At 45.8% G+C, this 26,249-nt stretch carries 22 protein-coding genes; 17 read left to right on the top strand and 5 right to left on the bottom strand.

Annotated features, from left to right (window positions below):
• Positions 1–11 precede the first annotated feature (11 nt).
• The 7 genes from BM210_RS21555 (at position 12) to BM210_RS21525 (ending at position 5,712) form a co-directional block, all read left to right on the top strand.
• On the top strand, positions 12–152 hold the full coding sequence (locus BM210_RS21555) for a LacI family DNA-binding transcriptional regulator (protein ID WP_091173320.1): 141 nt from the start codon (positions 12–14) through the stop codon (positions 150–152).
• Between the two features lie 40 nt (positions 153–192).
• On the top strand, positions 193–1,371 hold the full coding sequence (locus BM210_RS21550; protein WP_091173318.1) for an FAD-dependent monooxygenase: 1,179 nt from the start codon (positions 193–195) through the stop codon (positions 1,369–1,371).
• A 21-nt stretch (positions 1,372–1,392) separates the two neighbouring features.
• Positions 1,393–2,604, top strand: coding sequence for an MFS transporter (locus tag BM210_RS21545; protein ID WP_091173316.1), 1,212 nt, complete (start codon positions 1,393–1,395; stop codon positions 2,602–2,604).
• Between the two features lie 53 nt (positions 2,605–2,657).
• Complete coding sequence (locus tag BM210_RS21540; RefSeq protein WP_091173313.1) at positions 2,658–2,849, top strand: YqaE/Pmp3 family membrane protein; 192 nt, start codon at positions 2,658–2,660, stop codon at positions 2,847–2,849.
• A gap of 73 nt (positions 2,850–2,922) precedes the next feature.
• Positions 2,923–3,594: a class I SAM-dependent methyltransferase gene (locus BM210_RS21535; protein WP_091173311.1), complete on the top strand. Its 672-nt coding sequence runs from the start codon at positions 2,923–2,925 to the stop codon at positions 3,592–3,594.
• A gap of 260 nt (positions 3,595–3,854) precedes the next feature.
• Positions 3,855–4,472 carry a superoxide dismutase family protein gene (locus BM210_RS21530; protein ID WP_091173309.1) on the top strand — a complete coding sequence of 206 codons (618 nt, stop codon included), beginning with the start codon at positions 3,855–3,857 and terminating at the stop codon, positions 4,470–4,472.
• 163 nt (positions 4,473–4,635) lie between these two features.
• Positions 4,636–5,712 carry a DUF3900 domain-containing protein gene (locus BM210_RS21525; RefSeq protein ID WP_091173306.1) on the top strand — a complete coding sequence of 359 codons (1,077 nt, stop codon included), beginning with the start codon at positions 4,636–4,638 and terminating at the stop codon, positions 5,710–5,712.
• Positions 5,713–5,789: 77 nt separating this feature from the next.
• Here the strand turns inward: BM210_RS21525 and BM210_RS21520 are convergent, their stop codons facing one another.
• Complete coding sequence (locus tag BM210_RS21520) at positions 5,790–7,148, bottom strand: hypothetical protein (RefSeq protein WP_256223889.1); 1,359 nt, start codon at positions 7,146–7,148, stop codon at positions 5,790–5,792.
• Positions 7,149–7,267: 119 nt separating this feature from the next.
• Between BM210_RS21520 and BM210_RS21515 the strand changes: the two genes are divergently transcribed.
• The gene (locus tag BM210_RS21515; RefSeq protein WP_091173303.1) at positions 7,268–8,662 is read left to right on the top strand and encodes an MATE family efflux transporter; all 1,395 of its coding nucleotides are present in this window, start codon (positions 7,268–7,270) and stop codon (positions 8,660–8,662) included.
• Here BM210_RS21515 and BM210_RS21510 read toward each other — a convergent pair.
• On the bottom strand, positions 8,659–10,368 hold the full coding sequence (locus BM210_RS21510; RefSeq protein ID WP_091173301.1) for a vWA domain-containing protein: 1,710 nt from the start codon (positions 10,366–10,368) through the stop codon (positions 8,659–8,661). The genes BM210_RS21515 and BM210_RS21510 overlap by 4 nt on opposite strands.
• 37 nt (positions 10,369–10,405) lie before the next feature.
• Positions 10,406–11,707: an AAA family ATPase gene (locus BM210_RS21505; protein ID WP_091173578.1), complete on the bottom strand. Its 1,302-nt coding sequence runs from the start codon at positions 11,705–11,707 to the stop codon at positions 10,406–10,408.
• Between the two features lie 372 nt (positions 11,708–12,079).
• Here BM210_RS21505 and BM210_RS21500 point away from each other — a divergent pair, with 372 nt between their 5' ends.
• From BM210_RS21500 to BM210_RS21485, 4 genes are all read left to right on the top strand, one after another.
• A complete protein-coding gene (locus BM210_RS21500) occupies positions 12,080–12,556 on the top strand; it encodes a glutathione peroxidase (protein WP_091173299.1) in 477 nt (158 codons plus the stop codon).
• A 242-nt stretch (positions 12,557–12,798) separates the two neighbouring features.
• Positions 12,799–14,511 (top strand): putative bifunctional diguanylate cyclase/phosphodiesterase, encoded by a 1,713-nt coding sequence (locus BM210_RS21495; protein ID WP_091173297.1) that lies wholly within the window; start codon positions 12,799–12,801, stop codon positions 14,509–14,511.
• A 267-nt stretch (positions 14,512–14,778) separates the two neighbouring features.
• On the top strand, positions 14,779–15,618 hold the full coding sequence (gene larE / locus BM210_RS21490) for an ATP-dependent sacrificial sulfur transferase LarE (RefSeq protein WP_091173294.1): 840 nt from the start codon (positions 14,779–14,781) through the stop codon (positions 15,616–15,618).
• Between the two features lie 49 nt (positions 15,619–15,667).
• On the top strand, positions 15,668–16,660 hold the full coding sequence (locus tag BM210_RS21485) for a 2-hydroxyacid dehydrogenase (RefSeq protein WP_091173291.1): 993 nt from the start codon (positions 15,668–15,670) through the stop codon (positions 16,658–16,660).
• A gap of 302 nt (positions 16,661–16,962) precedes the next feature.
• On the opposite strand, the gene BM210_RS21480 is transcribed toward BM210_RS21485, so the two are convergent.
• Positions 16,963–19,116, bottom strand: coding sequence for a HelD family protein (locus tag BM210_RS21480; RefSeq protein ID WP_091173289.1), 2,154 nt, complete (start codon positions 19,114–19,116; stop codon positions 16,963–16,965).
• Positions 19,117–19,306: 190 nt separating this feature from the next.
• On the bottom strand, positions 19,307–20,494 hold the full coding sequence (locus tag BM210_RS21475; RefSeq protein ID WP_091173286.1) for a cytochrome P450: 1,188 nt from the start codon (positions 20,492–20,494) through the stop codon (positions 19,307–19,309).
• Positions 20,495–20,707: 213 nt separating this feature from the next.
• Between BM210_RS21475 and BM210_RS21470 the strand changes: the two genes are divergently transcribed.
• The 5 genes from BM210_RS21470 to BM210_RS21450 all read left to right on the top strand — a co-directional run bounded on the left by BM210_RS21470 (position 20,708) and on the right by BM210_RS21450 (position 26,248).
• Positions 20,708–20,917, top strand: a complete 210-nt coding sequence (locus BM210_RS21470) for a hypothetical protein (protein WP_091173284.1) — start codon at positions 20,708–20,710, stop codon at positions 20,915–20,917.
• 199 nt (positions 20,918–21,116) lie between these two features.
• A complete protein-coding gene (locus tag BM210_RS21465; protein ID WP_091173281.1) occupies positions 21,117–23,171 on the top strand; it encodes an alkaline phosphatase in 2,055 nt (684 codons plus the stop codon).
• 62 nt (positions 23,172–23,233) lie between these two features.
• Entirely contained in the window at positions 23,234–24,238 is a 1,005-nt protein-coding gene (locus tag BM210_RS35405) for a hypothetical protein (RefSeq protein ID WP_218184958.1), read from the top strand.
• A complete protein-coding gene (locus BM210_RS21455) occupies positions 24,238–24,924 on the top strand; it encodes an ABC transporter ATP-binding protein (protein WP_091173279.1) in 687 nt (228 codons plus the stop codon). The genes BM210_RS35405 and BM210_RS21455 overlap by 1 nt, the downstream gene beginning before the upstream one ends.
• Before the next feature lie 4 nt (positions 24,925–24,928).
• Positions 24,929–26,248, top strand: coding sequence for an ABC transporter permease (locus BM210_RS21450; RefSeq protein ID WP_091173277.1), 1,320 nt, complete (start codon positions 24,929–24,931; stop codon positions 26,246–26,248).
• Position 26,249: the final 1 nt, after the last annotated feature.

The following is a 26,249-nucleotide window of genomic DNA, read 5'->3' as shown; positions in this document are numbered from 1 at the left end:
TTGATCACAATATGATATCAAGACGAGATGTAGCCGACCGCGCGGGAGTATCCGCAGCGGTCGTTTCTTATGTATTGTCCTATCGCAATGTTATTAAAGAGCAAACACGGCAAACAAATCAGACGATTTCTCAATCCTGTGGTAAAATGTAAGGAAATGTAGCAAAGTGTTACTTATTCAGGAGGACCGGTAATGAAAGCTGGCAATTCCAATTCAAGAAGAGCGATGATTATAGGCGCTGGCATCGGTGGATTATGTGCAGCAATTGCATTGCGTAATGAAGGCTGGAAGGTTACTCTGTATGAGCGGTCATCCGGGATACGGCAGGTCGGGGCCGGAATTGTTTTGGCTGCTAATGCAATGAAAGTACTCCGTAAGCTGGGGGTAGCCGATCAGGTTCAGGCTGAGGGGGCACCGATTGGAAGGGCGGAGATCCGTACTTGGGACGGTAAGCTGTTGGTCGATTTACCGACAACTCAACAAGCTAAGAAATATGGTTCGCCCAGTTACATTGTTCATCGTGTTAAACTTCAAACCATTTTATTAGATGCTTTAGGTAAAACGGCAGATGTACAATTTAGCAAAAAACTCGTTGGCTGGAATCAGGATAAGGATCAGGTAACGGCTGTTTTTGAAGATGGTTGTACTGGGGAAGGCGAGCTCTTGATAGGTGCGGACGGGATACGTTCCATCGTGAGAAGACAACTACTTGGAAACACATCGCTTCGATATTCCGGATTTACGGCTCTTCGAGGTATTTCCGTGTTCGATGATAAGCGATATCCGTTGGACGTTGGGGGCGGTTTTGAAGCTTGGGGGCCAGGCAAACGTTTTGGTTATACGTATCTTGGAAATGGTCTCATTTACTGGTTTGCAGCGATCAATTCAGAAGAGGGCACTCCCTATCCGGCTGCTGAACGTAAGCAGAAGGCGCTTCACGAATTTCGCGGCTGGTATCAACCGATTGAAGCCGTTATTGCTGCGACAGAGGAAACCGACATCCTTTCTCACGATATTTATGACTGCCGACCTACAGGACGATGGACAGAAGGAAGAGTTGCTCTACTTGGTGATGCAGCACATGCCATGCTGCCTAACTTAGGTCAAGGCGGGGCGCAGGCCATGGAGGATGCTTTAGTGCTTGCACAATGCTTACAGTCCGTGGATACGGGCATACCGTCAGCTCTTCAGGAATATGAACAACACCGCATTTCACGTACTACCAAGGTGGTACGGCAGTCACGACTCATGGCAAAAGTCGTTCAAACGGAAATTCCCGCGGCGATCCGAGTAAGAAATTGGCTGCTGCGAAAGATTCCACCCAGCATGCACGTTAAACGATTTGACTGGCTGTTAGGATTTGAGTTATAGAGAAAAAGGAGAGTACCAACTGTGGCAAAAGCAAAAAATCAATCAGTACCAATTCAAACAACGGTTTTCCCCATTTTATTCGCGATCAGTATTGTTCATTTATTGAATGATACGATGCAATCCAGTGTTTCTGCATTATTCCCGATCCTAAAGGACTCCTTACAATTGAGCTACACGCAAATAGGGATGATCGCACTCGCTATGAATTTGACGGCTTCGCTCATTCAACCGCTTGTCGGTTATATGGCAGACATTAGACCTCGTCCTTACATTTTACCTATAGGCGTTTGTTTTACATTAGTTGGAGTGGTTGGCTTGGCGTTGGCGCCTTTCTACGCAATCATTTTATTATCGGTTATTGCGATGGGCATTGGTTCCGCGATATTTCACCCCGAATCTTCTCGTGTTGCTTACTTGGCAGCAGGAGGGAGACGAGGACTGGCGCAGTCCATATTTCAGGTTGGCGGCAATATCGGGAGCTCACTGGGTCCGATTATGACTGCTGTTGTATTTGTTTCTATTGGTCAATTCGGTGTTATCTGGCTTACTTTTGCAGCACTTCTTGCAATCATTATTCAATTTTATGTGGCTCGCTGGTACAGCGTACAGGATATACGTCCAAGAACAACAGCCAAGCCAGTCCAAACCAGTAACAGCAAGGCAGGCTTGACTCCGGCACAAATTTCATGGGCGATCGTGATTCTGGTATTCTTGGTATTCACCAAACATGTATACATGTCTGGCATTACGAGCTATTATACCTTTTTCTTAATTGAGGATTATGGAGTTTCCGTGAGCAATGCCCAATGGTTTTTATTTGCTTTTCTCGTCGCTTCCGCAGCAGGGACTTTCATTGGCGGCCCGCTTGCAGACCGCTATGGTCGTCGTAATATCATTTGGTTCTCCATATTTGGTACAGCTCCATTTTCAATTATGCTGCCTTATGCGAATCTGTTCTGGTCAGGCGTACTCGTTGTATGTGCGGGTTTTGTGCTCTCATCTGCATTTTCGATTATTGTTGTATATGCACAGGAGCTGTTACCCGGTAAAGTAGGGCTAATCTCAGGTTTGTTCTTTGGTCTGGCATTCGGAATCGGGGGTCTGGGCTCGGCAGCGTTAGGCTGGGTTGCGGATTCAACAAGTATTTCCTTTATCATGAAGCTGTGTGCGTATTTACCTTTGTTAGGTATATTAGCTGTTTTACTTCCCAAGGACAAAAAGGCACTTGCATAAGCTTCTAGAATGCGTTGAAATAGAGGTATCCCGTTATAAGGAGAGGATGAGCCATGTATTTATTAGCCATTCTGCTGCCGCCGCTTGCGGTACTGCTCTGCGGTAAGCCATTTCAGGCTTTGATGAATTTGATTTTGACTTTATGCTTCTGGCTTCCTGGAGTTATTCACGCCATCATGGTCGTAAGTGAAGCCAAAAGTAATAAAAGAATGGAACGATTAGCAAGGTCGATGAAGAATAAGTAGCCTCCAGACAAGGAGGCTTTGAATACTTACGAAGTAAGTTTTCTGTGAAAACTTTTAGAATCGGGCTGATAATATGAACCCTCGCGAGCTGTTCGGTGATATCGATATTTATTTGTTCGATCAGCTGTTAAAGGGTCGAATTGTAAAAGGCATGCGGATACTGGATGCAGGCTGCGGGTCTGGTCGGAACCTGGTTTATTTTCTGCGCAGCGGTTTTGAGGTGTATGCGATTGACCGCTCTGAGGAAGCGATCGAAGATGTGCGAAGGCTCGGAGCCGAACTGGCCACAGGATGGACGGATGAATATGCCCAGGTACAATCCATCGATAAAATAAGCTTTCTCAATGAAAGCTTTGATGTCGTGATCAGTAATGCCGTGCTGCATTTTGCCGATCATGATACACATTTCCAGCGTATGCTGAATGAGCTGTGGAGGGTGCTTCGTCCTGGCGGTCTTTTGTTTGTCAGATTGGCTTCGTCTATAGGTATTGAAGACAAGGTCATCCCACTTGGACAGCATCGCTACCGATTGCCTGACCGAAGTATCCGCTTTCTCGTGGATGAGGAACGATTGTTAAAAATGACAGAGAAGCTGCAAGGTATTCTGCTCGAACCGCTCAAAACCGTCAATGTCGCAAACCAGCGGTGTATGACGACTTGGGTGATGAAGAAACCTCATATTTTATTTTTTGATCCTATCGAGGAGATACAGCAGGAGCAGGATGGTTCTTCGGAGCCAGATTGATTTTCATTAACAACTGCTTTTATCATAACTCATTAGATCCCAAAGGCAGCCCATGGCAGCCTTTTTGTATTGTGGGAGACAGCTTAGTGAATCGAAGAGTGTGACCAAGCAGGAGTTGGTATTCTGGTATTCTCAGCGGAACATATGAAATAATCGAAACAGACAGGATTCTCTAATGAAAATTTTGGGGAAAATAAGTTTAATTTTCTTTCAATAGGCCAACAATGACTAAGGAACATTGAACCTTTGGAGGGAATCGCATGAGTAGAAATAGAAATAGGGGACTTGCTTTACTAAGCTGTATGCTGCTCTTGTCAGGCTGTGAATGGAGCAATCAGCCGACTATGGCTGAACGTACACCTCAGCACGGACATCAGGCGGAAAATGCAGCTGTGTCTACAGCATCTGAAATGGCGAAGGATTCAGGGCCGATGATTAAACGGATTGACATCGTCAACAGCAAAGGAATCAAGACGGGTACAGCTGTGCTGTCTTCCATTCCAGAAGGCGTCAAGATGCAGGTTGAGGTCGCTGGACTAACTCCTGGTAAACACGGCATTCATATTCATCAGTATGGTGTGTGCACAGCTCCTGATTTCAAGACGGCCGGAGAGCATCTGAATCCCGCAGGGAAAAAGCATGGCTTCAATAATCCACAGGGACCACACGCTGGCGATCTTTTGAATCTGGAGGTCGGCGCAGACGGAAAAGGCCGTGCCGAGCTGGTTAACAAGATGGTAACACTGGATAAAGATAAAGCGAATTCTTTATTGAAACAAGGTGGTACTTCCCTGGTCATTCATGAAGCTGAGGATGATTACTTTACAGATCCATCCGGCAACTCCGGTGCTCGTATTGCTTGCGGTGTTATTCTATAGTTGGCAGGCAGTACAAATGGATGGAAGCTTCTTTTTGGAAGTTATGAAGGATTGCTGCACCCTTTAACCTGTGTTAAGATATTTAAACCCGCCTTCGGGGCTTTAATGAGCCTAGGGGTGGGTTTTTATTTGGATATTTTAACCTCTTAAGGGAGTTGCAGGGATGAAGTTTGACATCGAATGTATATCTTTTTTTGTGATTCAGATCGAGGGAGAAGAAGAGCAGGGCGGTAAGCGGTATAAGCACTATCAGACGCTCGACGGTGACGACTATGCAGACAGTGAGCTTAGCTCCTTTCTAGGTGGAGAATTCTCCAAAATCGCCAAGCGTCATGCTGAACGCAATCCGAAAGCCGAACAGGTGCCTACGAAAATTGGTCGATTCGCTGTGGAGCCGGGCTATGATCTTGACAGCAATCCTAATTATAATTTATTTGCACGGCTGCGTATGGCCGATACGATGGATACCTATATCGAACATGCTGAAGCTTTGGTGCAGGCCTATATGGATACGAGCGCGATTCGTGGCGGTGCTATGTTTGTCGCTCGTGCCAAGCTGAGTCAATTGTTTGACGAACCGTTTATATTTGTATTGAAGTGTGATTTTGAACAAAAAATTGCTCGAATTACAGACGAAAGAAGTCTACTGAACAAGGTTGAAATGGCGATTAATGCCAAAAATATGAAGTCGATCATGTACCCGCATATGCCGGAGGAAGGTATGCTGGAGCCTTGGGAGCTGAAAATTCATCAATCCTCGCACGCCCGTTATTTTGAGGATTTCCTGAAATATGTCGAGTATGAGAAATCACAGCCAGAAATATTGAATGAACAGGTGCTTGGTTTTGTTCACCAATATATCGAGCAGGTCTACGAGGATAATGAAGAAGCGCGGGAGAAAGAGACACAGGAAATGGAAGTCTGGGCATATAGCGAGAAGCGCGAACTGCAAGAGAAGTGGTCACAAGAACAAGTAATGGAGGCGTCCTCTGTATTGGTGGAGCAGCAGCCGGAGCTGGAGATGAAGCTGAAGCTTGGGAATATGACAGTTCGAGCCTTGTTGGCTGATTTTGGTGACCGGTTGCATATTGCCAAGCTGGGTGATCGGTATGTCGTTGTATTGGAAGGTGAAGGGTTGATGTTTGATAAAGGTATTTTACCTGTCGAGCTGCTGCAGCCTGAGCCCTTGGAGCACATTGTGGATCGGATCAAGAATAAGGCAGAAGAAGAAGCTGGCTAGTAAGAAAAAATCATAATAAAAAGGAATCAGCATGAAGAGCAGCCGATTCCTTATATACACGGTTATGAGTAGGGTAGTTACAGCAGCAAGTAACTGACTAGCACGCCTGTACCTCCAAACAGCAAGCCAAAACCGAGATTCCATGCGGTTATCCGATAAGGATTAACCCGGAGCAAGCCGCTCATGATCGTCACAGTTGAGTTAAAGGTTCCCATAAAGGAAGAGCACAAGCATGAGGTAATCAGCACAATAGCGATACTTAACGGATTCATGATCACGAGCACGGGCTGCAGCAGGAAACCGAATATCCCCATCACAACCAAAGGATGAATGCCAGCAACCGGTAAAAGAAAACAGACCAGAAAAATGACAATTAGCAGTAAGGACGGCCAATGGGAGATGGATTGAACGGAACCCTCGACCAGATGAAACAACGGACTTTTGGACACCGCACTATTAAAAAATCCGAATGACAGGAACAATACCAGTAAATGGCGCAGTCCGACAATGCCCTCTCTCCCATGCAGCCGGACAGAAGCGACAAAGCGCCCAAAGCGTCGTAAGACGATAGCCCATGCAATAGAAAAAGGAAGCAGTACAAACGTCATTGCCGAGAAAAAAGATAGCTGTAAAGCCGATTGGAGCAAGAAAGCGAACGTAATCAGCAGCAACAGAGCGAATAAAAAGGAAATGGTCTTGAACCATGAGGGGGCTTTCGCGGAAGCATTGATCATGGCTTCGTCCTTGATTTTACGATAGCTTAAGCCCCACAGACCGCCAGCTATAAACATAAGGACGGATAAGCCGAGCATCCAAGGGAGCAATGACATGTATGAGATGCCAGTAATGAGTACAGCAGTTGCCACCAAGGGTTCAACCGGACTCCATAAAGCGACTATCCCAAAGCCGCGTAAGATTGCACTGGCGATGAAACGATTGGCCAATCCCTGCTCTTGATGCTGTAAATGCTTTTTCAATACTCTATGTACTAAAGGAAGAGCGGCAAAAAACAGAAAAAGGCTTAACAAATAGCTTACTGCCAAAGAGCGTACATATAAGCTGCCCAAATTACCGGACTTTACATGGAGCCATCGGCTTAAGTGTCGATCATAGCCTCCAATCCGAATGACACGGTTAATAAACGGCAGCATGTACAGCAGCGAAATCAGCATGACGTTGGATGTCATCAATAATGGGAGCTGAGAGATCGAAAGCTGTCCCCAAATCATACAAGCGATCCCTGCGGCAATAAATAGTGAGCCAGCGATTTGAAACATTCTGCGTGCGTCATGCATGGAAATAGCTAGGCATACGATGGCAAGGCTTCCTTCGACAAATTGGAGCCAGGTCGACCCGATCAAGGTCTGCAGTACAAAGGATAGGACGAGTAAGCTGTACAAAATAGGTCTTGTAGATTGAATCATGGTGATAATCACGGTTGTTCTCCTGTCTGAGTAGATATCAGTATTAATTCTTTAGGTATTATAGCATTGAACGATTTAATGAGGTATCCTTTTCTATATGGATTGTCACCTAATAACAAAGGAGAATACGGATGAACCCTTCTAAACCCGCAGCGGCACGTCCCTCTTTAACGGAAGGACCTATCGCTAAGACGCTTTTTTTATTTTCTTTACCGATATTGCTTGGCAATGTGCTCCAATCTTTAAACGGTTCTGTGAATGCAATCTGGATTGGCAAGTTTCTCGGTGAGCAAGCTCTGGCGGCAACGTCAAATGCCAACATTATTATGTTTTTATTAATTAGTGCAATTTTTGGTATTGCAATGGCTGCTGTTATTTTGATCGGACAAAATCTCGGAGCGAAACGGATAGACGAGGCTAAAAAGGTAGTCGGTACTAGCGCGGTATTTTTTATGGTGCTATCGATTATAGTTGGAGCCATCGGTTTGATTTTTTCACCGGAAATTCTTGATTTGTTGAATACACCAGCAGATGCGAGGGAGTTTGCAATTGCTTATACACGGATAATTTTCGCTGGGGTGCCTTTCATGTTCGGTTATAATCTCGTGATGGCTGTGCTGCGTGGATCAGGTGATGCCAAAACCCCATTTTACTTTTTACTGCTATCGGTGGGGCTTGACGTGCTGCTTAATCCGTTATTAATAGAAGGGATGGGACCGTTTCCACGGCTCGGTATATCCGGCTCTGCCTATGCGACCTTCTTTTCTCAATTGGTCAGCTTTGTGCTGCTGCTGGTATATTTGTATAGAAAACAATATTTTCTTCGTATTACGAAGGACGATCTTCATATGCTGCGTTTAAAATGGGATATTGTACGTGCGCTCATCCAAAAGGGGCTTCCTATGGGTTTGAATATGGTTGTGGTTTCGTTAAGTAATTTGTTTTTGATCCATTTGGTAAACTCTTACGGGTCAGAAGCTTCAGCTGCTTTTGGGATCGCGACTCAAATTTCAAGCTACGTGCAGATGCCGGCTCTTGCGATTGGCGGAGCGGTGACTTCTATGGCAGCGCAAAATATTGGAGCAGGGAATTGGGATCGTGTTAACCGGATTACATGGACGGGTGTGGCCTTTAATGTGGGCTTGACGGGCGTATTGGTTTCGTTCATACATTTATTTAACCGACAAGCCGTGAGTCTCTTTTTACCTGAAGGTAACGCGATTGATATTGGTGTGCACATCAATAATTTAACGCTCTGGTCGTTCATTATCTTTGGTATCTTCAATGTGGTGGCAGGTGTTGTCAGATCTGCAGGCTCTGTTATTGTGCCGCTTGTCATCTCTTTTATCGCCTTATTGCTGGTTAGGAATCCGCTTGCTTACCTGCTGGGTGGTATGTACGGGTTTGACTCCATCTGGTGGAGCTTTTCGGTCAGCTTTACAGTTGCAGCAGTATTAAATATTTTATACTATCGATTTGGAAATTGGAAAAAAGCAAGAATGAGGCCGGCAGCTAAACCAGCCTAACGCTTGCGAAATACATCAAGAAGCAGCTCATTACTGGATGGGGACTGCGTTTCCCAGGTTGCTGCAAAACGAACCTGATGGGAAACGCCAAGAATATCGTATCGATTGACAAGGTGCTGGCGGGCATTGCCAACAATGAGTGAATGCAGCCGCACCTGCCTGTGGGCTCCGAGCTCAGCCAATTGCTGACGAACGGATGCACTGATCGTACCTATACCATCGGTGACCATAACAAAATCAGCATCTTTGAACCGCGGATTGGCTTCTACCATTTCCATCCCTCGTTTGATAGGGGCATCAAAATGGGTGCCTCCCCCAAACGCCAGTTGTGTCAAAGCGTAAAATGCCGGCCAGTCTGGCTTGCGCCAATAGAGTGTCTGCTCGACCAATTCACCTCGGGCACCGAACAGCAGCAGCACAAAGTCGCGCCGCTCTATCAAGCTAAATGCCGCAAAGGTCGCGACAAAAATTTGTGCCACTCGCAGCTTGCTGCCGCGCATCGAATGAGAAGTATCCAGCATACAAATAACCGGCCCCTTGTGCGGTTCTTTGGTGCGTCCGCTCACATTGTACGTCAGTAGCTTGTGATCAAGCCATTTTACCAAGAAATACGATTCAAAATCAGGATCAGCCAACAGACTGGCTTCACTTGGCAGCATATGGGCAATATTAGCGGATTGCCGCAAATCGTCATAAGCCTCAGGAATATGAGGAGAACGTTGGCTGCGGCGCTGTACCTTGAGATGCTGTAGATTACGTCCTACCTCCTGTAGAAAAGCAATCAGCTCTGGATGACGCTTCAGCTTATTCAACCATTGGAGATAGTTGGAAAATTCCTGTCTGTGCAGCCTCCCGAGATCACTTCCCCAATAACGATTGGCCACTCGTTGGCTCGCTTGCAGCAAATCGTGTACATCTAAACTTTCCTGTTCTTCACGTCCCAATGCATCCTTGAGTGAACGGTTCAGCCATTGTCCCAACTGCTCTTCCAACTGTTGAAACGTATCCTTCTCGCGCTTGGTCAGTCGTTCCAGCTGACGTTCTCTCTGCTCTAGCTCTGCTTCAGACTTGCGCAGCTTGAGCTTCAGCTTATCCCGTTTTACAAAATCGGTACGCATTTCTGTCTGTAGTGCTACAATGCGTTCTTTCAACTGTTGTATTTCCGTTTCAACCAAAGGTCTTGAGTCCAGCGAAGCCTGCTTATCCTCGACATTGCGTTTTCCCTGCTGGAGCGTGTAGCCAACCAGTTTTAGCCGCTCCAGCTGTTTATCGCTTAAATGCTCGCTAATCTGTGTGCTGTCCTGCCCCTGACCCATCTGCTTATTGAGCAGACCGATCCCCAGCAAGGTTTCATCCTGCTTGCGCTGCTTCACTTCCTCGGCATAGGTTGAAGTCAGCCACATCAGCGCTTTAAGTGCTGTCTTGAATGATGCATTAACCTCACCTATTGTACGGGGACGAATGGAGCGATAAAAAAATTGCCTGCGCAGCTGTCCGACCAGCCAGCGATGAAAGGGTGTAGCTTCCTGGGAACGATCGATTTGCGGTTTTGGCAAATAAAAGCACATAAAGAAATCGGCAAACAGCTCCACTGAAAACCAGGCCGCGGAGCCTTTCGTCTCACGAATCCATTCCTGCGCGGTGCGCGATGAATGGACATAGCCATCAAATACATAGCGGTCTATACGGGCACATTGGATGATCAACCTCATTCACCGCCTATACGAATAATGGTTCAGCCTGCTATAGCGTGTAGTCGTATTGGACACCGGGAATTTCACAGTCAAACAACGTGCGGTACAAGCCTTGCAGCGTCTGTAAAATTCGTTCTCCCTGAATCCGCAAATGTGTATATTTTACAGCGAATCGATCCGTCTGGATCAGCAAAAAATTTTGGTTGCGGATATAGCCCGGCCAATCCTTTTCCCGCTGCTGCCATTGCACCAATTTGCCGCGCAGAAGCCGTGCTGTTTCTTCCAGCTCTTGTTTACATTGCTCAAGCCGATTCTTTAACTGCTCCTGTGCTTCCTTTCCGAGCGAGCCGCCGACTTCCTTCTTGAACTGGAACGCATGAAGCTCATCCTCCATTTCCAGCCATCGTTTAGCGGTCTGATCATAGTCGCGAAGAGGCAGATCACGCTCGGACTGCTGTTTAAGAGCCTCTTGAAAGGCGGTCTGAAACAATTCCTGCACTACCGTGATATCCTCTGGAAAATCCCACAGCATGTTTGGCGTGTATACGGTATCCCAGACATTAACGGCATCTCGACCGTTTAATGCGGCTGAGGTTTTCCACAATTGCCCGATCTTTCGCCAGCGGCGGTCGGGTAAGGTGAATTCTTTTGCTTCCATTGCGGTTTTCAGCTGGTATAGCATATAAATAAGCGATTCTGGAATGGTGACTCCTTCAGCTGCCTGTCTTACTGTTTCCACATCCTTGACTGTCAACAAAGAAGGGAGCTTATCGGTTGGAAGCTGAAACATCTGCTCATAGCTCGACATATGCTTCAAGAAACCGACCTCATAGCGAATGAGGAAACGGTCATACAGTGCGGCTAATTGCTCGTTTTCTTCCGGAAGCTCGTTGGAGGCGGCCATCAGAAAGAGGAGTGGAGATTGCTCTTTGTCACGTCCATTAAAAAAGACGCGTTCATTTAATATGGATAGCAAAGCGTTCAGGATAGCGCTATTAGCTTTGAATATTTCATCGAGAAAAGCAAAGTCAGCAGCAGGCAAATACCCCTCGGTTTGCCGAATATATTGATCAAGCTTCAGCTTCTGTAATGAGACTGGACCAAACAGCTCATCAGGTGTCGTAAAACGGGTTAATAAATATTCGAACCATTCTCCGCTGCCGAACAGCTGCGAGACAGCTCTTGCCAGCTGCGATTTGGCTGTACCGGGAGGGCCAATCAAAAGTACATTCTCATTGCCCATCAAGCCAAGTACAAGTAAACGAATTAGCTCTTCTCGCTCCAAAAAGCGGCTTTCCAGCAGTCCGATAGCCTGCTCCAGCTGATGTTGGATTTTTTGAATTTCATTCATTTGAATGTCCATCCGCATTAGTCAACGATCTTGATCGTGAGCGAATGGGTGCCTCCCCTGCAAATGTGTCATAGCGAGCCCAAGTTCATCTTTAATTGTAGCAAAATAATTTTAGATATACGAATTATTGCAGGATTTCTATTTATGAATCGATTCATGGTATGATAAGTCAAGAATGAAAAGTAAGCATTTTACGAAAACTCAGTAGATGCTTACGAAGTAAGTTTTCTGCGAAAACTTAGTGAATGCTTACGAAGCTAGTTTTGTTCCACAAAACTCAGTAGATGCTTACGAAGTAAGTTTTCTGGGAAAACTTAGTGAATGCTTACGAAGCCAGTTTTGTTCCACAAAACTTTAAGGAGGGTATCAACCATGTCAAGCATTTATGAAATATCCGTGCCGACAGCGAGCGGCGGCAGTAAGCCATTAAGCGAATACGAGGGCAAAGTACTGCTGATTGTGAACGTGGCTTCCAAATGCGGCTTTACACCACAGTATGCAGGTCTTGAAAAGCTGAACCAGCAATGGAAGAATCGTGGGCTTGTTGTTCTGGGCGTACCCTGCAACGATTTCGGCGGTCAGGAGCCGGGAAGTGCAGAAGAAATTCAGGAATTTTGCAGCTTAAACTATGATGTTACTTTTGAAGTGCTAGGTAAAGTTTCCATTCTGGGAGATGACAAGCATCCTCTTTACGCGCTGTTAACTGAGCAGGCTGAGCCGCAAGGTGATGTAAAATGGAATTTTGAGAAGTTTTTAATTAGCAAGGAGGGTACCGTTGCTGGCCGATTCTCCAGCCGTGTTGCGCCTGAGGATGCTGAATTAACAGAAGCTATCGAGAAAATACTGTAATATATTGTATAAATATACATATTGAGGGATTGTGTGAACGTTGCATAGTCCTTTTTTCTACATGATTCGATTAATTTCGTCATCAAATTCCTTTATCTGTGCTATAATTGACGCTGAAAAGCTAAACTTTAAGTTTTGAGAAGGCACGCATGACTTACTTCCACAATGAAGCTCTTTGCTATCATAATGAGAGGGTATTTTAGCGGAATCTGCTCATATAGCAGTCTGGAGAGAAGTTGATTATGGATTATATAGAATCATCGCTGCCACTTGCACAGCAGCCCTTATTCAAGCACAGCGGCGATGCTATCGTGCTTCTGAGTTCAATTGGTATCATTATGCAGTTAAATACGGAGTGTATCCGATTGTCACGACTGGATTCGAAGGATTGGTTGGGTTGTTCTTTTGAATCTCTTTTGGATAAGGAGAACGGACATACGTTTGCAGCCCATTTTCAAGGTGCTCTTCGGGGACTGGCAAGTAATCTTGAAGTTGAATTTCCTGAGCGGAGCGGGCAGGTGATGGAGCTTCAATTGCGTTTAATACCGGTTGAATGTGATGAACAGCTATACATATATGTAGTGCTCAAAGACGTGACGGACCAAAAGAGGGCCCTTCAGCTCATTGAGCACATGGCTTATCATGACACATTGACGGGACTTCCCAATCGTACTATGTTTCAAATCCAGTTGACGCAAATGATTTCTGCTTCATTGGGCAACTCCGAGGATGACCAGTTTGCGATTCTACTCATCGATTTGGAAAGATTTCAAATGGTAAATGATTTGATGGGTCCCAATCTTGCGGATTTGCTGCTAAAGCAGGTCAGTGAACGGCTGCAGCTTCTGGTTGGATTCGATTGTACCGTCAGCCGGTTAGGTAACCATGAATTTGCCATTCTGTTTACCAGATTCGAGAATGCCGCAGAAATTGTGGAAAAGGCTCGCACCATTCATGATCAGTTGATGGCTCCTTTTTTGGTACGGGATCGTGAGATTGTGATTGTTGGGAGTATTGGATTGGCTTTCTATCCGCAGGATGGCACGGATATGAACGGATTGCTACTGCATGCAGCCAATGTTCAGGCGATGGAGAAAGAATATGGGGAGGGTGTCTATCGCCTCCAGCACGGGGATTTTGGTGCAAATGCACGACTTCGATTGGAGCTTGAGCATGATCTGCGCAGGGCCTTGGAGCGTGAAGAGTTTGAGCTGTATTATCAACCACAATACGATATTCAACGCAATGTGCTGATGGGTGCGGAAGCGTTGATCCGTTGGCATCATCCGAAGCATGGAATGGTTCCACCGGCACAATTCATACCGCTCGCCGAGGAGACAGGCTTGATCGTGCCCATTGGCGAATGGGTGCTTCGTACTGCATGCAGGCAAAATAAAAAGTGGCACTTGGCAGGATTTCAGCATTTATCCATTTCTGTAAACTTATCCCTTCGTCAATTCCAGAAGCATAATCTAATCGGCGATATTATTCGAATTTTAGAGGAAACCGAGCTGGAATCGAGGTTTTTGGAGCTGGAAATTACAGAAAGTATGGCGATGGACAACGTTGAGCGTGTGATTCGTAAATTAAATGAGTTGAAGGAATTAGGTATCCGGATTTCGATGGACGATTTTGGTACCGGCTACAGCTCTCTTCAATACTTACGCAGACTTCCTTTACATAAGCTGAAGATTGATCAATCATTTATACGTGATATTAATCATGATGCCGACAGCGCGGCAATAGTGAGTACGATTATTGCAATGGCCAACCATTTAAGGCTGGAGGTCGTGGCGGAAGGAGTGGAAACCGCTCAGGATTTGCAATTTTTGCTGCATCAACACTGCCGTCACGCGCAGGGCTATCATTTCAGTAAACCGCTTCCTGCAAAGGAATTCGAACGTTTGTTAAACGAAGGGGGGGAACTTCTGTCGCCTTTTTATGCACAGCCTTGAAAATTTGCTCTTTTTCTTGAGTGTAAAAAGGACTATAATAAAGCGGGATTGCAAAAGTCCCATTTTATTCATACAGCAGTACAATAATTTTCAGGCTGATCAGTGTCCTGGGAGCTGAAATACTACTTAAAACTAAGCAGATTCTTATGAAGCAAATTTTGCTAAGCAAAACGAAGCAATGCTTACGAAGAAAGTTTTGCTAAAGTAAAACTGAGTAATGCTTACGGAGAAAGTTTTGCAAAAGCAAAACTCTTAGGAGGGATACCCATGCAAACGATTGAACAGAAATATGAAGAGTTAGGCCGTATTTTACACGAGATGGATAGGGTCGTAGTCGCTTTTTCGGGCGGCGTGGATAGTGCTTTTTTATTAAAAGCAGCTTTGGAGTTTTTGGGTCCTGAGCGTGTCTTGGCAATAACAGCAGATTCCGAAACGTACCCGGTTCGGGAGAAGGAAGAGGCGATTCTGCTCGCCAAGGAGCTTAATGCGCCGCATGAGGTTATTCACACGAGTGAATTGGACATTCCCGGTTATGCCGAGAACCCGACAAACCGTTGTTATTTTTGCAAAAATTCATTATTTGAGCACCTTATTCCAATCGCTGAGAAAAAAGGTTATCATCACGTCATCTTTGGCGCAATTGCGGATGATTTGGGTGAACACCGCCCTGGACTGCAGGCTGCTCATGATCAAGGTGTACGTGCGCCGCTGCTGGAAGCAGGGATCAAAAAATCGGAAATCCGTCATCTTTCCCGTCAATTTGGACTACGTACCTGGGATAAGCCATCCTTTGCATGTCTGTCTTCAAGAATACCTTACGGGGAAGCGATTACAGCTTTAAAACTGTCGATGATTGACCAAGCTGAGGATTTCCTGATTCAACTCGGATTCCGTCAAGTACGGGTTAGACAGCATGAAAATTTGGCGCGTATCGAAGTGCCTGCCTCGGATCTGCCCGAGATGCTGGCTGTTGCTGAAACCGTTCATGCCAAGCTGAAAGAAATCGGTTATGCCTACGTGACGATGGATTTGAAGGGTTACCGCTCAGGGAGCTTGAATGAAGTGCTAAGTCCCGATCAGCAATCCGTCCATGCGGATACTGTATAATTACGATAGAAAATAGATTTTTCAAATAAAAGCGCCTGGAGGAAATAAAATGTCAGCTAAACCAAAGGTTCTTATCACGCAAAAAGTGCCGGAAACGGTTCAAAATTATTTGAATGAACATTGTGATTGTGTTAGCTGGGACAAGGAAGGCATTATGCCTCGTGCTGAAATTCTGGAGAAGATTAGCGATATGGATGGTGTTTTCCTCTCTAGTACGGCTGTAAATGCTGAGATGTTGGACCGTGCACCAAAGCTGCGCGTAGTAAGCTCGTCATCTGTTGGTTACAACCATTTTGATATTGAGGAAATGAAAGCGAGAGGTGTGCTGGGTACGCATACTCCTTATGTTCTGGATGGTACGGTTGCGGATCTCGTGTTTGCGCTCATGCTGAGTGCAGGTAGAAGAATTGCAGAGCTAGACGCTTTTGTAAAGGCAGGTAAATGGCAAAAAGGTGCAGTAAAGGGCACCGAGCTGTTCGGAACGGATGTTCATCATGCGACTATTGGGATTATTGGCATGGGACGTATCGGTGAAGCAATTGCCAAACGTGCTGTACATGGCTTTGATATGAACATGCTGTATCATAGCCGCAGCCGCAAGCCGGAAGTTGAGGACCGGTTTGGTGCTCGATTCTGCTCCTTGAATGAGTTGCTTGTCGAGTCGGATTATGTAGTCATGATTACGCCTTTAACTCCGGAGACGGAGCATATGATCGGTAAAGAGCAATTTAGTCTTATGAAGCCATCGGCCTTTTTCATTAATGCTTCCCGTGGTGCAACCATAGACGAGCAGGCGCTGATTGAAGCCTTGAATAACGGAACGATTCGTGGAGCAGGTCTTGATGTGTTCGATGTAGAGCCAACTCCAATCGATAATCCATTGCTCAAAATGCCGAACGTTGTCACTTTGCCGCACATTGGGTCAGCAACTGACAAAACACGTTATGATATGGCCATGCTGGCAGCAAAAAATCTCGTTGGTGTATTGACTGGTGGGGAAGCCTACGTGGTTCAGGAGCTGCAGGGCGTAGCTAAAGCATAATGAATAGAGCTTAAAGTGCGCTGAATAAGTGGCTCAGCAGGGCAGAATTGTTCTTCCGATAACACCAATTCACCACTTTTAAAGTGGCTATATAAATAAAACAGCCCGTCAAGGCACGATATGTGCTCATGACGGGTTGTTTTTGTCCGTTTCTTAGATTTCCATTCTCTTTATTCGCTACTGTCCCCTAATCAATAGATGACAGAGTTTCTGGAAGGTTCAACGATCCTGAACAGAGACTCAGGATTCGATTGGAATCGTAGTTGGATTCTAAAGCCAGTCTATAAGTTGAGTGCTTCCAATTATCTTAATACAAAATCACCCTGGATTGGATCAATTAAAGGTGAGGCCATCCCATCGTACCAGATCTGCAGCGAATGCAAAGCACGGGTGCAACCTACATATAACAGCTTGGCATCCTGCTCAGTGGCCGGATAATGAACGTCATCCACATCTATGATCAATACGGCATCGAATTCAAGACCTTTTGCCATGAAGGTCGGTACGATTGAAATCCCCCCCTCATAGTGCTGCTGACCCGCCGCGATCAGATTGACCGCCAGTCCGGCTGCATTCAGCTTCTTATAAAGCGCTTCGCTGCGTGCCTCGGTACGAACCAGAATCGCAACGGTTGTAATTTCTCCGGTTTGCAGCTTTTGCACAGCAGTAATAATGGAGGCAGTCAGCTTGGCTTCATCCACCTGAACGATTTGGACAGGGTCCCCACTGCGGAATACAGGAATAGCCAGGGCGGCAGGCTGCTCCAGACCGAGCTTTAATACTTCATTGGCAAAATAAATAATTTCCATAGTAGATCGATAACTGCGATCCAATTGAAAATAAGCCGTTTTACCTTCTTCAAAAAGCGCTGTAAACTCATCCCATTTGCGAATCCCCTGATAAGCATGGATTCCTTGGGAAAGGTCTCCCAGTATGGTAAACGATTGATTCCGAGTATGCAGGTTCAACAAAGCAACCTGAAACGGCGAAAAATCCTGAGCTTCATCAATCACCGTATGATCAAAGGTGAGATCTCCATGAATACCATGAAATTTACTGCGAATGAACAGCAGTGCGGCCAAATCCTCGGGCTGTACACGTTTCTTTTTAAGTTGTGCTTCAGTTGCGGCAAGCAGTTCCTTAGGTATTTCATTGTAAAGCTCGACAGACAAATAATTGGGCTTACCCGCAGATTGGAACAATTCTTTATAGAATGTAAATGGGGTGTAGGCAGTCCAGTGCTTTCCATAGTCGCGCAGTCGGCTGGAAGCTTTTTTCTTGTAGTCCTTTTTCAGATGAACCTCCCAAACCTTTTCAAGCTCCATTTCCTGCCACCGTTTTACGCGTGCCAATACCCGTTCTCGTCGTTTCATTAGAGGGTCATGTTTATATTCAACCTCATACCAATGACGCATCGTTTGCTTGCTCAGCTTGACTCCGTCCCACGGGCTGTAATCTGCATCGGGTGCAGCAGAAGCTTCGAACTGCTCCAGTGCTTGCTCCAGCCAATGCATGAAGCGGATCGACCCTTTCCAACGTCCCGGAGCCGCATCGTTCATAACAGGACGTCCCGGACCCGTTTGAAACCAGTATCGCAATTGCTCTGCAGTATCAATGAGCTTCACCTCATGCTCCAAAAGCTCCAGCGCCCAGTCGCTAAAAGTAGTTTGCTGAATATCGCCGACACCAAGCTCTGGAAGCACCCCCGAAATATAGTCGAGAAACATTCGGTTGGGAGCAAATATTATCATGCGTTCAGCGCGAACCTGATCACGGTATTGATAGAGCAAATAGGCGAGTCGATGTAAAGCAACCGTTGTTTTACCGCTTCCAGCAACACCTTGTATAAGTAAAGCGCTGTTCTTTACAGCACGGATAATCGAATCCTGCTCAGATTGAATGGTGGAAACGATGTCACGCAGCTTGTTATCCTTGTTCTCTCCCAAACGGTAGAGTAGGAATTCATCAGTGACTGCCATGTTGTCGCTGTTTCGGTCAAATGTATCGACCACCCGCTGAAGAATTTGCTTGCGAATGACGAGGTTTCTTTTTAAAAAGACAAGGCCTTCCACAAGCCCATCCGGGGAGTCGTATTGAGTGGCGTCCATGCCTCCTGTATACGAGTAGAACAGAGATGCAACGGGTGCACGCCAATCGACGACCATCAACTCAAGTGTCAAATCTTTCTCAACGCCAACCTTGCCAATATAAAGAGGGAGAGGCTCCTTGTGACCGCTTTCCTGAAAATCAAGCCTGCCAAAATAGGGCTCATTCTGGGCTACCGCCAGATTGCGACGCCGTGAATCACGAATCGAATCCAGCACCTGCTCGGTGTGATCATGTCCGGTATAGGGCGGAATGCTTGCCAATTCTTTTAGCTGTCGGTCAATTTCAGCGAACGTGTCCGCTAACCGTTTCATTTCCTCGTCATACGCCTTTTGCATGCTGATTTCCAAGTGATAACCTCCGCTCATTCCGTTCATATTGTGTTAGACAGGACGGATATCATATCACAATTTACATCTATAATGCAATCATTGTCTAAAATGTAAATTTCTTTGGCTGTTCATAGCGATCACCCCAAAAGGCTTCACGCCGTCGGTTTGCCAACGAGCAGGAAGCCTTTTGGGGTGATCTATGTTGTATTTAATGTTGAAAGCGTAAAGGCAAGCTTTCGACTCCATGTACAATAAACCCACTTGCAGGATGAAGCATTTCTTGATTTGCCCGCTGTAGGTTCGGAAGACGATCCAGTATGACTCTAAGTGCGACTCGTGCTTCCAGTCGTGCAAGCGGTGCGCCCAGACAGAAGTGGATACCGTGGCCAAAAGCAATATGTGGATTGGGATCTCGTGTAATATCGAACGTATTGGCATTCTTAAATTTCTGCTCGTCACGGTTTGCCGATCCAATCCATGCGACGACCCGGCTGCCTGCAGGAATCGTTTGTCCGCCGATCTGGATTTCCTCCTTGGCGGTACGAAACATCGCTTGAACAGGGGAGCGATATCGAAGCACCTCTTCAATGGCAGAAGGAAGAAGCAGTGGATCTTTAAGGAGCTTTTCCAGTTCTATTGGATGCTCCAATAAGGTAAGAACTGCATTGCCGATCAGATTGGTCGTCGTTTCATTGCCCGCAACCAGCAAGAGTGAACAGAAAGCCAATATGTCGTGCTCTGACAGCTGCTGCTGCTCCTCTTCCGCCAACAAGAGAGCACTGATTAAATCATCTTGGGGGTGAATGCGGCGTTTTGCTATGATTTCGCGGAAATAGGCATGCATCTCCATGAGAGCTTTTTGGGACTCGGGATTCGCTTCTCCAACAATGGCATTGGCTGAGGCTACAACCTCATCGGACCAATGCTTGAACCGATCGCGATCCTCGCTCGGGATACCTAGCAGCTCAGCAATGACGATAACAGGCAGCGGGTAAGAAAAATCCCGAATGAGGTCAATCTGGCCTGATGGTATAAATGGATCCAGCAGTTCATTGGCGATTTGCTTGATACGTGGTTCCAACGCAGCAACTGCCTTGGGAGTAAAAGCACGACTAACCAAAGAGCGAAGCATAGTATGCTTGGGAGGATCGGTAGTAATTATCGAGAAACCGCTGTTTGCCTGTGCAGGCTTGTCAGAAGCAGATTCTGAATTTGAGCCATTGCCGTGGCCGGAAGAAAAGCGGGCTTGATCAGAAAGCACGGTCCTTACATCCTCATACCGGAACACGGACCAAAATTTCATAGCTTCCATATAAAAAACTGGCTGCCCTATGCGCATTTGATCATACATGGGATAAGGATTTCTGAGCAGCTCCGGAGTAAATAAGACACTCATCGTTACATACCTCCTCATTTCTATCATGAATGGCAGTTCTGGTTAATGACTTAGCATTTGGAAAGGTATTATTATTTCCCACTTACCCACTAGCTATACCTTTATTTACCCGATTATGGGCATATAACGAGCAATCGTATGAAAGTTTTACGAACAATTGCTTTTTCGGTATGATGATATTCAACTACTTATATACATGGAGGCTGGGGCAATATGAGAACCGAGGATCAAATTAAAAGAAAACGCAATGAGCTAGAAATGCAGTTGAAGTCAGCGGAAGCAGATCTGGAAAATGTACGGCAAAACAATCCAGAGAACGAGGGGAAAATAGGAATGCTACGTTCAAAGGTAGAGCAGCTGGAGTCCATGGTGATGATGCTGGAATGGGCACTAAATGAGCCAAACGGTAAATACCATACTTAATAATTAACCTTTCTAAGCTAGAACAGATTAGCTCGATGGGTTGAAAAAGATATAATTTACATTCAGTTTACGTTTCTGAGCAAATTTAACATATGGATAATGAACTCTGGGATTCTGTTAAATCTTTGATAGTTACAATTGAACATATGTCCACTTAATACATATGTTTGGCCAAAACTGTTGGAGGTGTTGAATCAGAATGAAAACAAAGACTTTAAAGCTGATTACAAGTATTGCACTGACGGGAGGTTTGTTGGTTAATAGTCCCGAGCTGCTTCCGATTGGCGTTTCGACGGTACAGGCGGCTGAGCAAGCAGCAGCACCATCCGTGTACATCGCTCCAATCGATCGCGCCAAATTTATAGCTGGCGGGAAATTTGATTTCCGCGTGGAGCTGAACGATTTGAAGGCAATGCCAGGCTCTGTAAGTATCACGGTTAACGGTAAGGATGCGGAGCAATTTTTCGGTAAGCCTTTCGTAAAAACGAACACGAGCAAAAGTCAAGAATTCACAATTCGTGATGTAAGTATTAACACGGCAGGTACATATGATGTAGCTGTAAAAGCGGATGGTTTATCTAAAACCGTTAAATATGAAGTAGTATTGGCGGATAACGGCGGGCAGAAGGCGAAAAACGTCATTTTGTTCATCGGTGATGGAATGGCATTTCCCGATATCACCATTTCCAGAGTTATGTCCAAGGGGATGACTGAGGGTAAATATAATGGTCTGTTGGAAATGGATAAGTTCGATCAACGAGCAGTAGTTACCACCTCAGGAATGGATTCCATCGTTACGGACTCCGCGAACAGCGCGAGTGCGTATAATACAGGCCATAAATCGGCCGTAAACGGTCTTGGTATTTATCCGGATAACACGGAAAGCTCTCTGGATGATCCGAAGGTAGAGACACTGGCTGAAATGTTAAAGAGAAGCAGAAAAATGTCCGTAGGTGTTGTTACCACATCCGAAATTGAAGATGCAACACCTGCTGCAGTAGTATCCCATACACGTCGTCGTGCGGATAAGCCGGAAATCGCAGAAATGCTGTACAAGCTGCAGCCAGAAGTTATCTTGGGTGGTGGCTCTGCTTACTTCTTGCCTAAATCAACACCAGGCTCCAAGCGTAAGGATGATCAGGATTTATTCGATATGTTCCAGAAAAAAGGCTACACCATCGCTGAGAATGCAACACAGCTAAAAGCTGCCAACACACCGGATAAGCTGCTCGGCTTGTTCCATCCAGCGGATATGAGTGTATATTACGACCGTTCGACTAATAATACAGCTGAATTGAAAAGCTTTACAGATCAACCGAATTTGTGGGATATGACACAAAAGGCGATTGATGTGCTGAGTAAAAACGAGAACGGGTTTTTCCTGATGGTAGAAGGCGCAAGCATCGATAAGCAGCTTCATCCTATGGATTGGGAGCGTGCTGCCTATGATACGATTGAGATGGATAAAGCTGTCGGCGTGGCCAAGCGTTTTGCTGAAAAGAATGGCGATACGATGATCGTAATAACAGCTGATCATGCTCACTCTGTAAGTTTGGCTGGAACGTATTGGGAAGGTGACGGCAAATCGGGCAGAGAAGGCTTCCGCACGTATGAAGAATCTAAATTCCCGACTTATGTAGATTCAAATGGTGACGGCTTCCCGGACAGCCCTGATGTTGAACGCAAGCTAGGAGTCGTATTTGGAGCAGGTACGGATCACTATGAGGATTACAAATTCGATCCAATTCCAACCTCACCGTCTGTAAAAAATAAAGAAGGTCTCTATGTTGCCAATCCTGCTAAATTAGCTAACCCGGATGATCCGGAACGTGATCGTTTCTTACGCAAAGGGATTCTTAACCCAACGACAGAAAGCACTGGCGTACATTCCGCAGACGATGTTCCTTTAATGGCTTATGGCCCAGGCTCCAGCTATTTCAAAGGTACCATGGACAATACCGAAGTTTTCTTTGGTTTAGCCAATGCGTTAGGTGTTAATTTGACAGATGCCAAATCCGACGGTAAAAACTGGGTTCAGCTTTCCACTTTTGTTAACGTGATTGGCGGTACGGTTAAATACGAAGCTGCTACAAGAGAAATTACGGTAACTGTTAATGGCACCAGCGTTGTCCTTAACTTGACTAGCGGTAAAGCTACGAAGGCAGGTAAAGAAGTAGCACTTGATTTCAAATTTGATAATGGCACGACCTATGTATCAACAAGCTCTATTCTTGAAGTACTAGCAAGCAAGTAATACAGCTATTCTGTAACCCATAAAAAACTTTACAATTTTAGCTTGATCCGGAGGGGATTTGCATGTCACTGGACAGTAAATGCATGGTCACCTTGGGCGCTTGTCTAGTGGGTATGACTCTTCTTGTTTCCGGATGCAATCAACCGGCTCCCCGACTTGATGGGGGGGCGGTTGATTTGTCTTTTCAACAGACAGCCAAGGGAACAGAGAAAACCATTCAGACGAGTTCTAACCAAGGCGATATGAATAAGGGGCCGAATACAACAGAACAACCAACTGCTCAAGCAGAAAGAACAGAAGTGAACCAGACAAAGACAAACTCACTAACAAACAATTTGGAAACAAATAAAATAGATGGGATCACGAATTCCACTATCCAAGAATCTTCTACCAAGCAGGAAAATAAGTCCGCTGAAACAGGGGCGGAAGTTCATAAGTCGGATTCATCCCAACCCAAGCCTCCAGCCGAACAACAAATATCAGCATCGGGAGAGACTATTAATTCGCAGCCAGTGAAATCTGCTGCTGCTGCATCAACTGCAACTGCAGCTTCAGTTGAGCCGCTGCCAAAACCTGTTCCTTCACAAACAGCATCCCAGACAGCTTCAAGTTCAGCCATACCGCTGCCGCAGTCATCTCAGGAGTCTTCGGCAGAGGCAAAGCCAGCAGCCAACATCGTTAAGGACTTGGCCAAAGCAGCCACAATTACCTTCAAGGATCTATATTCGGATATGACTGTTCGTGGTGTGAAGTTCTCAGATAAGCTCACACAACTTGCCAATAAAAAAGTGGAAATGACCGGATTTATGGCTCCTCCTCTAACTGCAAAGGTCAATTTCTTTGTGCTGACCCGTGTAGCCATGTCGATTTGTCCCTTTTGCTCAACGGATGCGGATTGGCCGATTGATATTGTCGTCGTATCCATGCCAAAAGGGAAAGAGGTTATTCCGACTGAGCATCAGGTCAAAGTTACAGGGACATTAAGCATTGGCTCTCAAACGGACGAGGCGACTGGTTTTGTAAGTCTGATTCGAATTATTGCTGATAAGGTCGAGGTGCTCAACTAATGCTGCTGCTGGAAAATGTGGACAAAAGCTATACCATCCCGGGCAGGCAGCACGTTCCTGTCCTGCATATTCCCCGCTTTCAGATGTCATCACAGGAAAAAGTGGCATTGGTCGGTCCGAGTGGTTCCGGTAAAAGCACGCTGCTCCATATGATAGCAGGTATACTTCGTCCAACGAGCGGTACCATTCGTCTCCTTGACAGGCAGTTGGAAAGCTTGAGCGAATCAGAGCTGGATCGATTTCGAGCGAAGCATGTCGGTTATGTCTTTCAAAGCTTTAATCTGCTGCCTGGATTTACGGCGATGGAGAACGTGCTGGCAGCGATGCGATTCGGTCAAATCTTACCGTCTAAAAAGCATAAGGAACGTGCCGCGGAAATGCTGGATCAGGTTGGCTTGGGTCATCGACTTCATCATAAATCGGGACAATTAAGTAATGGCGAGCAGCAGCGTGTTTCCATTGCGAGGGCATTAGTTAATCAGCCAGCACTTGTACTTGCTGATGAGCCAACGGCCAGTCTCGATTATGCGAATGCGGAGCAAGTGGCTGCTCTGTTGAATGATACATGCAGCAGTCATGGTGCAGCTCTATTGTTGTGCAGTCATGATTTGGAATTAGCAAGAACTATGGATCGAATAGTCCATATTCGTGACCTTTCCCAAATAACGACAGGGAGGGTGGGGTAAAGAGATGACCTTACTGCAAATGGCATGGCGCAACCTGCTTAACCGACGTGTACAAACGCTAATTACAGTTATAGTTATTCTTATCGGAGTGTCGATGGCTTTAAGTATCATGATGCTCTCGGACGGTATCAAGCAGGGAATCGTCAAAGCTAGTGAGCCCTACGGGATGATCGTCGGTTCCAAAGGCAGTGCCAATCAACTTGTGTTCAACACGATTTTTTTGATGGATAATCCTTTAGCCAATATTAGTTTGGATTATTATCGCTCTCTAGAAGCAGATCCAAGGGTTAACCAGGCTGTTCCGTTTGCTTTGGGAGATAATTATAAGGGCTTTCGTATCGTAGGCACAAGTGCTGAATTTTTTACATTAAAAGGAAAACTGGCAGATCCGCCTTATTTTCGTCTGGCAACTGGAAGAATTTTTGACAAAGCTTTTGAAGCCGTAATTGGCTCCAAAGTGGCTGGGGAAACCGGACTGGCAGTAGGTGATACATTTGTTTCCGGACATGGCGTAGCGGTGTCCAACGAGCAGGATGAGCATAAGGAAACCCCTTATACGGTTGTCGGTATATTAAACGGTGTATCAGCTCCATCCGACAAAGGAATCTATGTAACGATGGATAGTTATTGGGTCAGTCATGGACAGCACGGTCATGATGAGGATGATGAGACAGATCATGATCAGGGCGAGGGAGTCCAAGCATCCGCTGCTCACAAAACATCATCGCAAGCTAAACCTGGGCAAGCAGCATTATCTTGGACAACGAATCAGCTGGAAGCACCTCAGGGCGTCACGGCTGCATTGATTAAACCGAAAAGCTATATGGATTTGATGAAAATGTATCAGGAAATCAATCAGGGAGCCAGAGCGCAGGCTGTTTTTCCCGGGCAAATTATTGCCAAAATCTTTGATATGATGGGCAGCGGAGAACAGGTATTGAAATATATCAGCTATGTCGTACTGGGAATGTCAGGGCTTACGATTATACTGGCCTTGTATGGCTCCACGATGGAAAGAAGACGTACGGTATCGATTTTGCGGGCCATCGGAGCAAGTCGGAATTCGGTTTTGGCCATCGTTTTGCTGGAATGCGTGCTGATCGTAGTGCTTGGTTGTATCGGGGGGATTGCCGGTGGTTACTTGTTAACGTTGGCATTATCCATGTATATCGGTACACAAATATCGATTACAGTCATACCCATGTACAATTGGGAGCTGCTGAGCGTTGTCGGAGTTGTTGGTTGCATAGGGATATTCGCAGGTATTCTGCCTGCAATGAGTGCTTATCGCATGGAGGTCGCACGATATCTAAATTCACAATGAT

It is taken from the genome of Paenibacillus sp. 1_12 (assembly GCF_900114475.1).
Classification (GTDB): domain Bacteria; phylum Bacillota; class Bacilli; order Paenibacillales; family NBRC-103111; genus Paenibacillus_S.
Note: the sequence above shows the minus strand (reverse complement) of the source record. Positions and strands in the feature narration are given on the sequence as shown.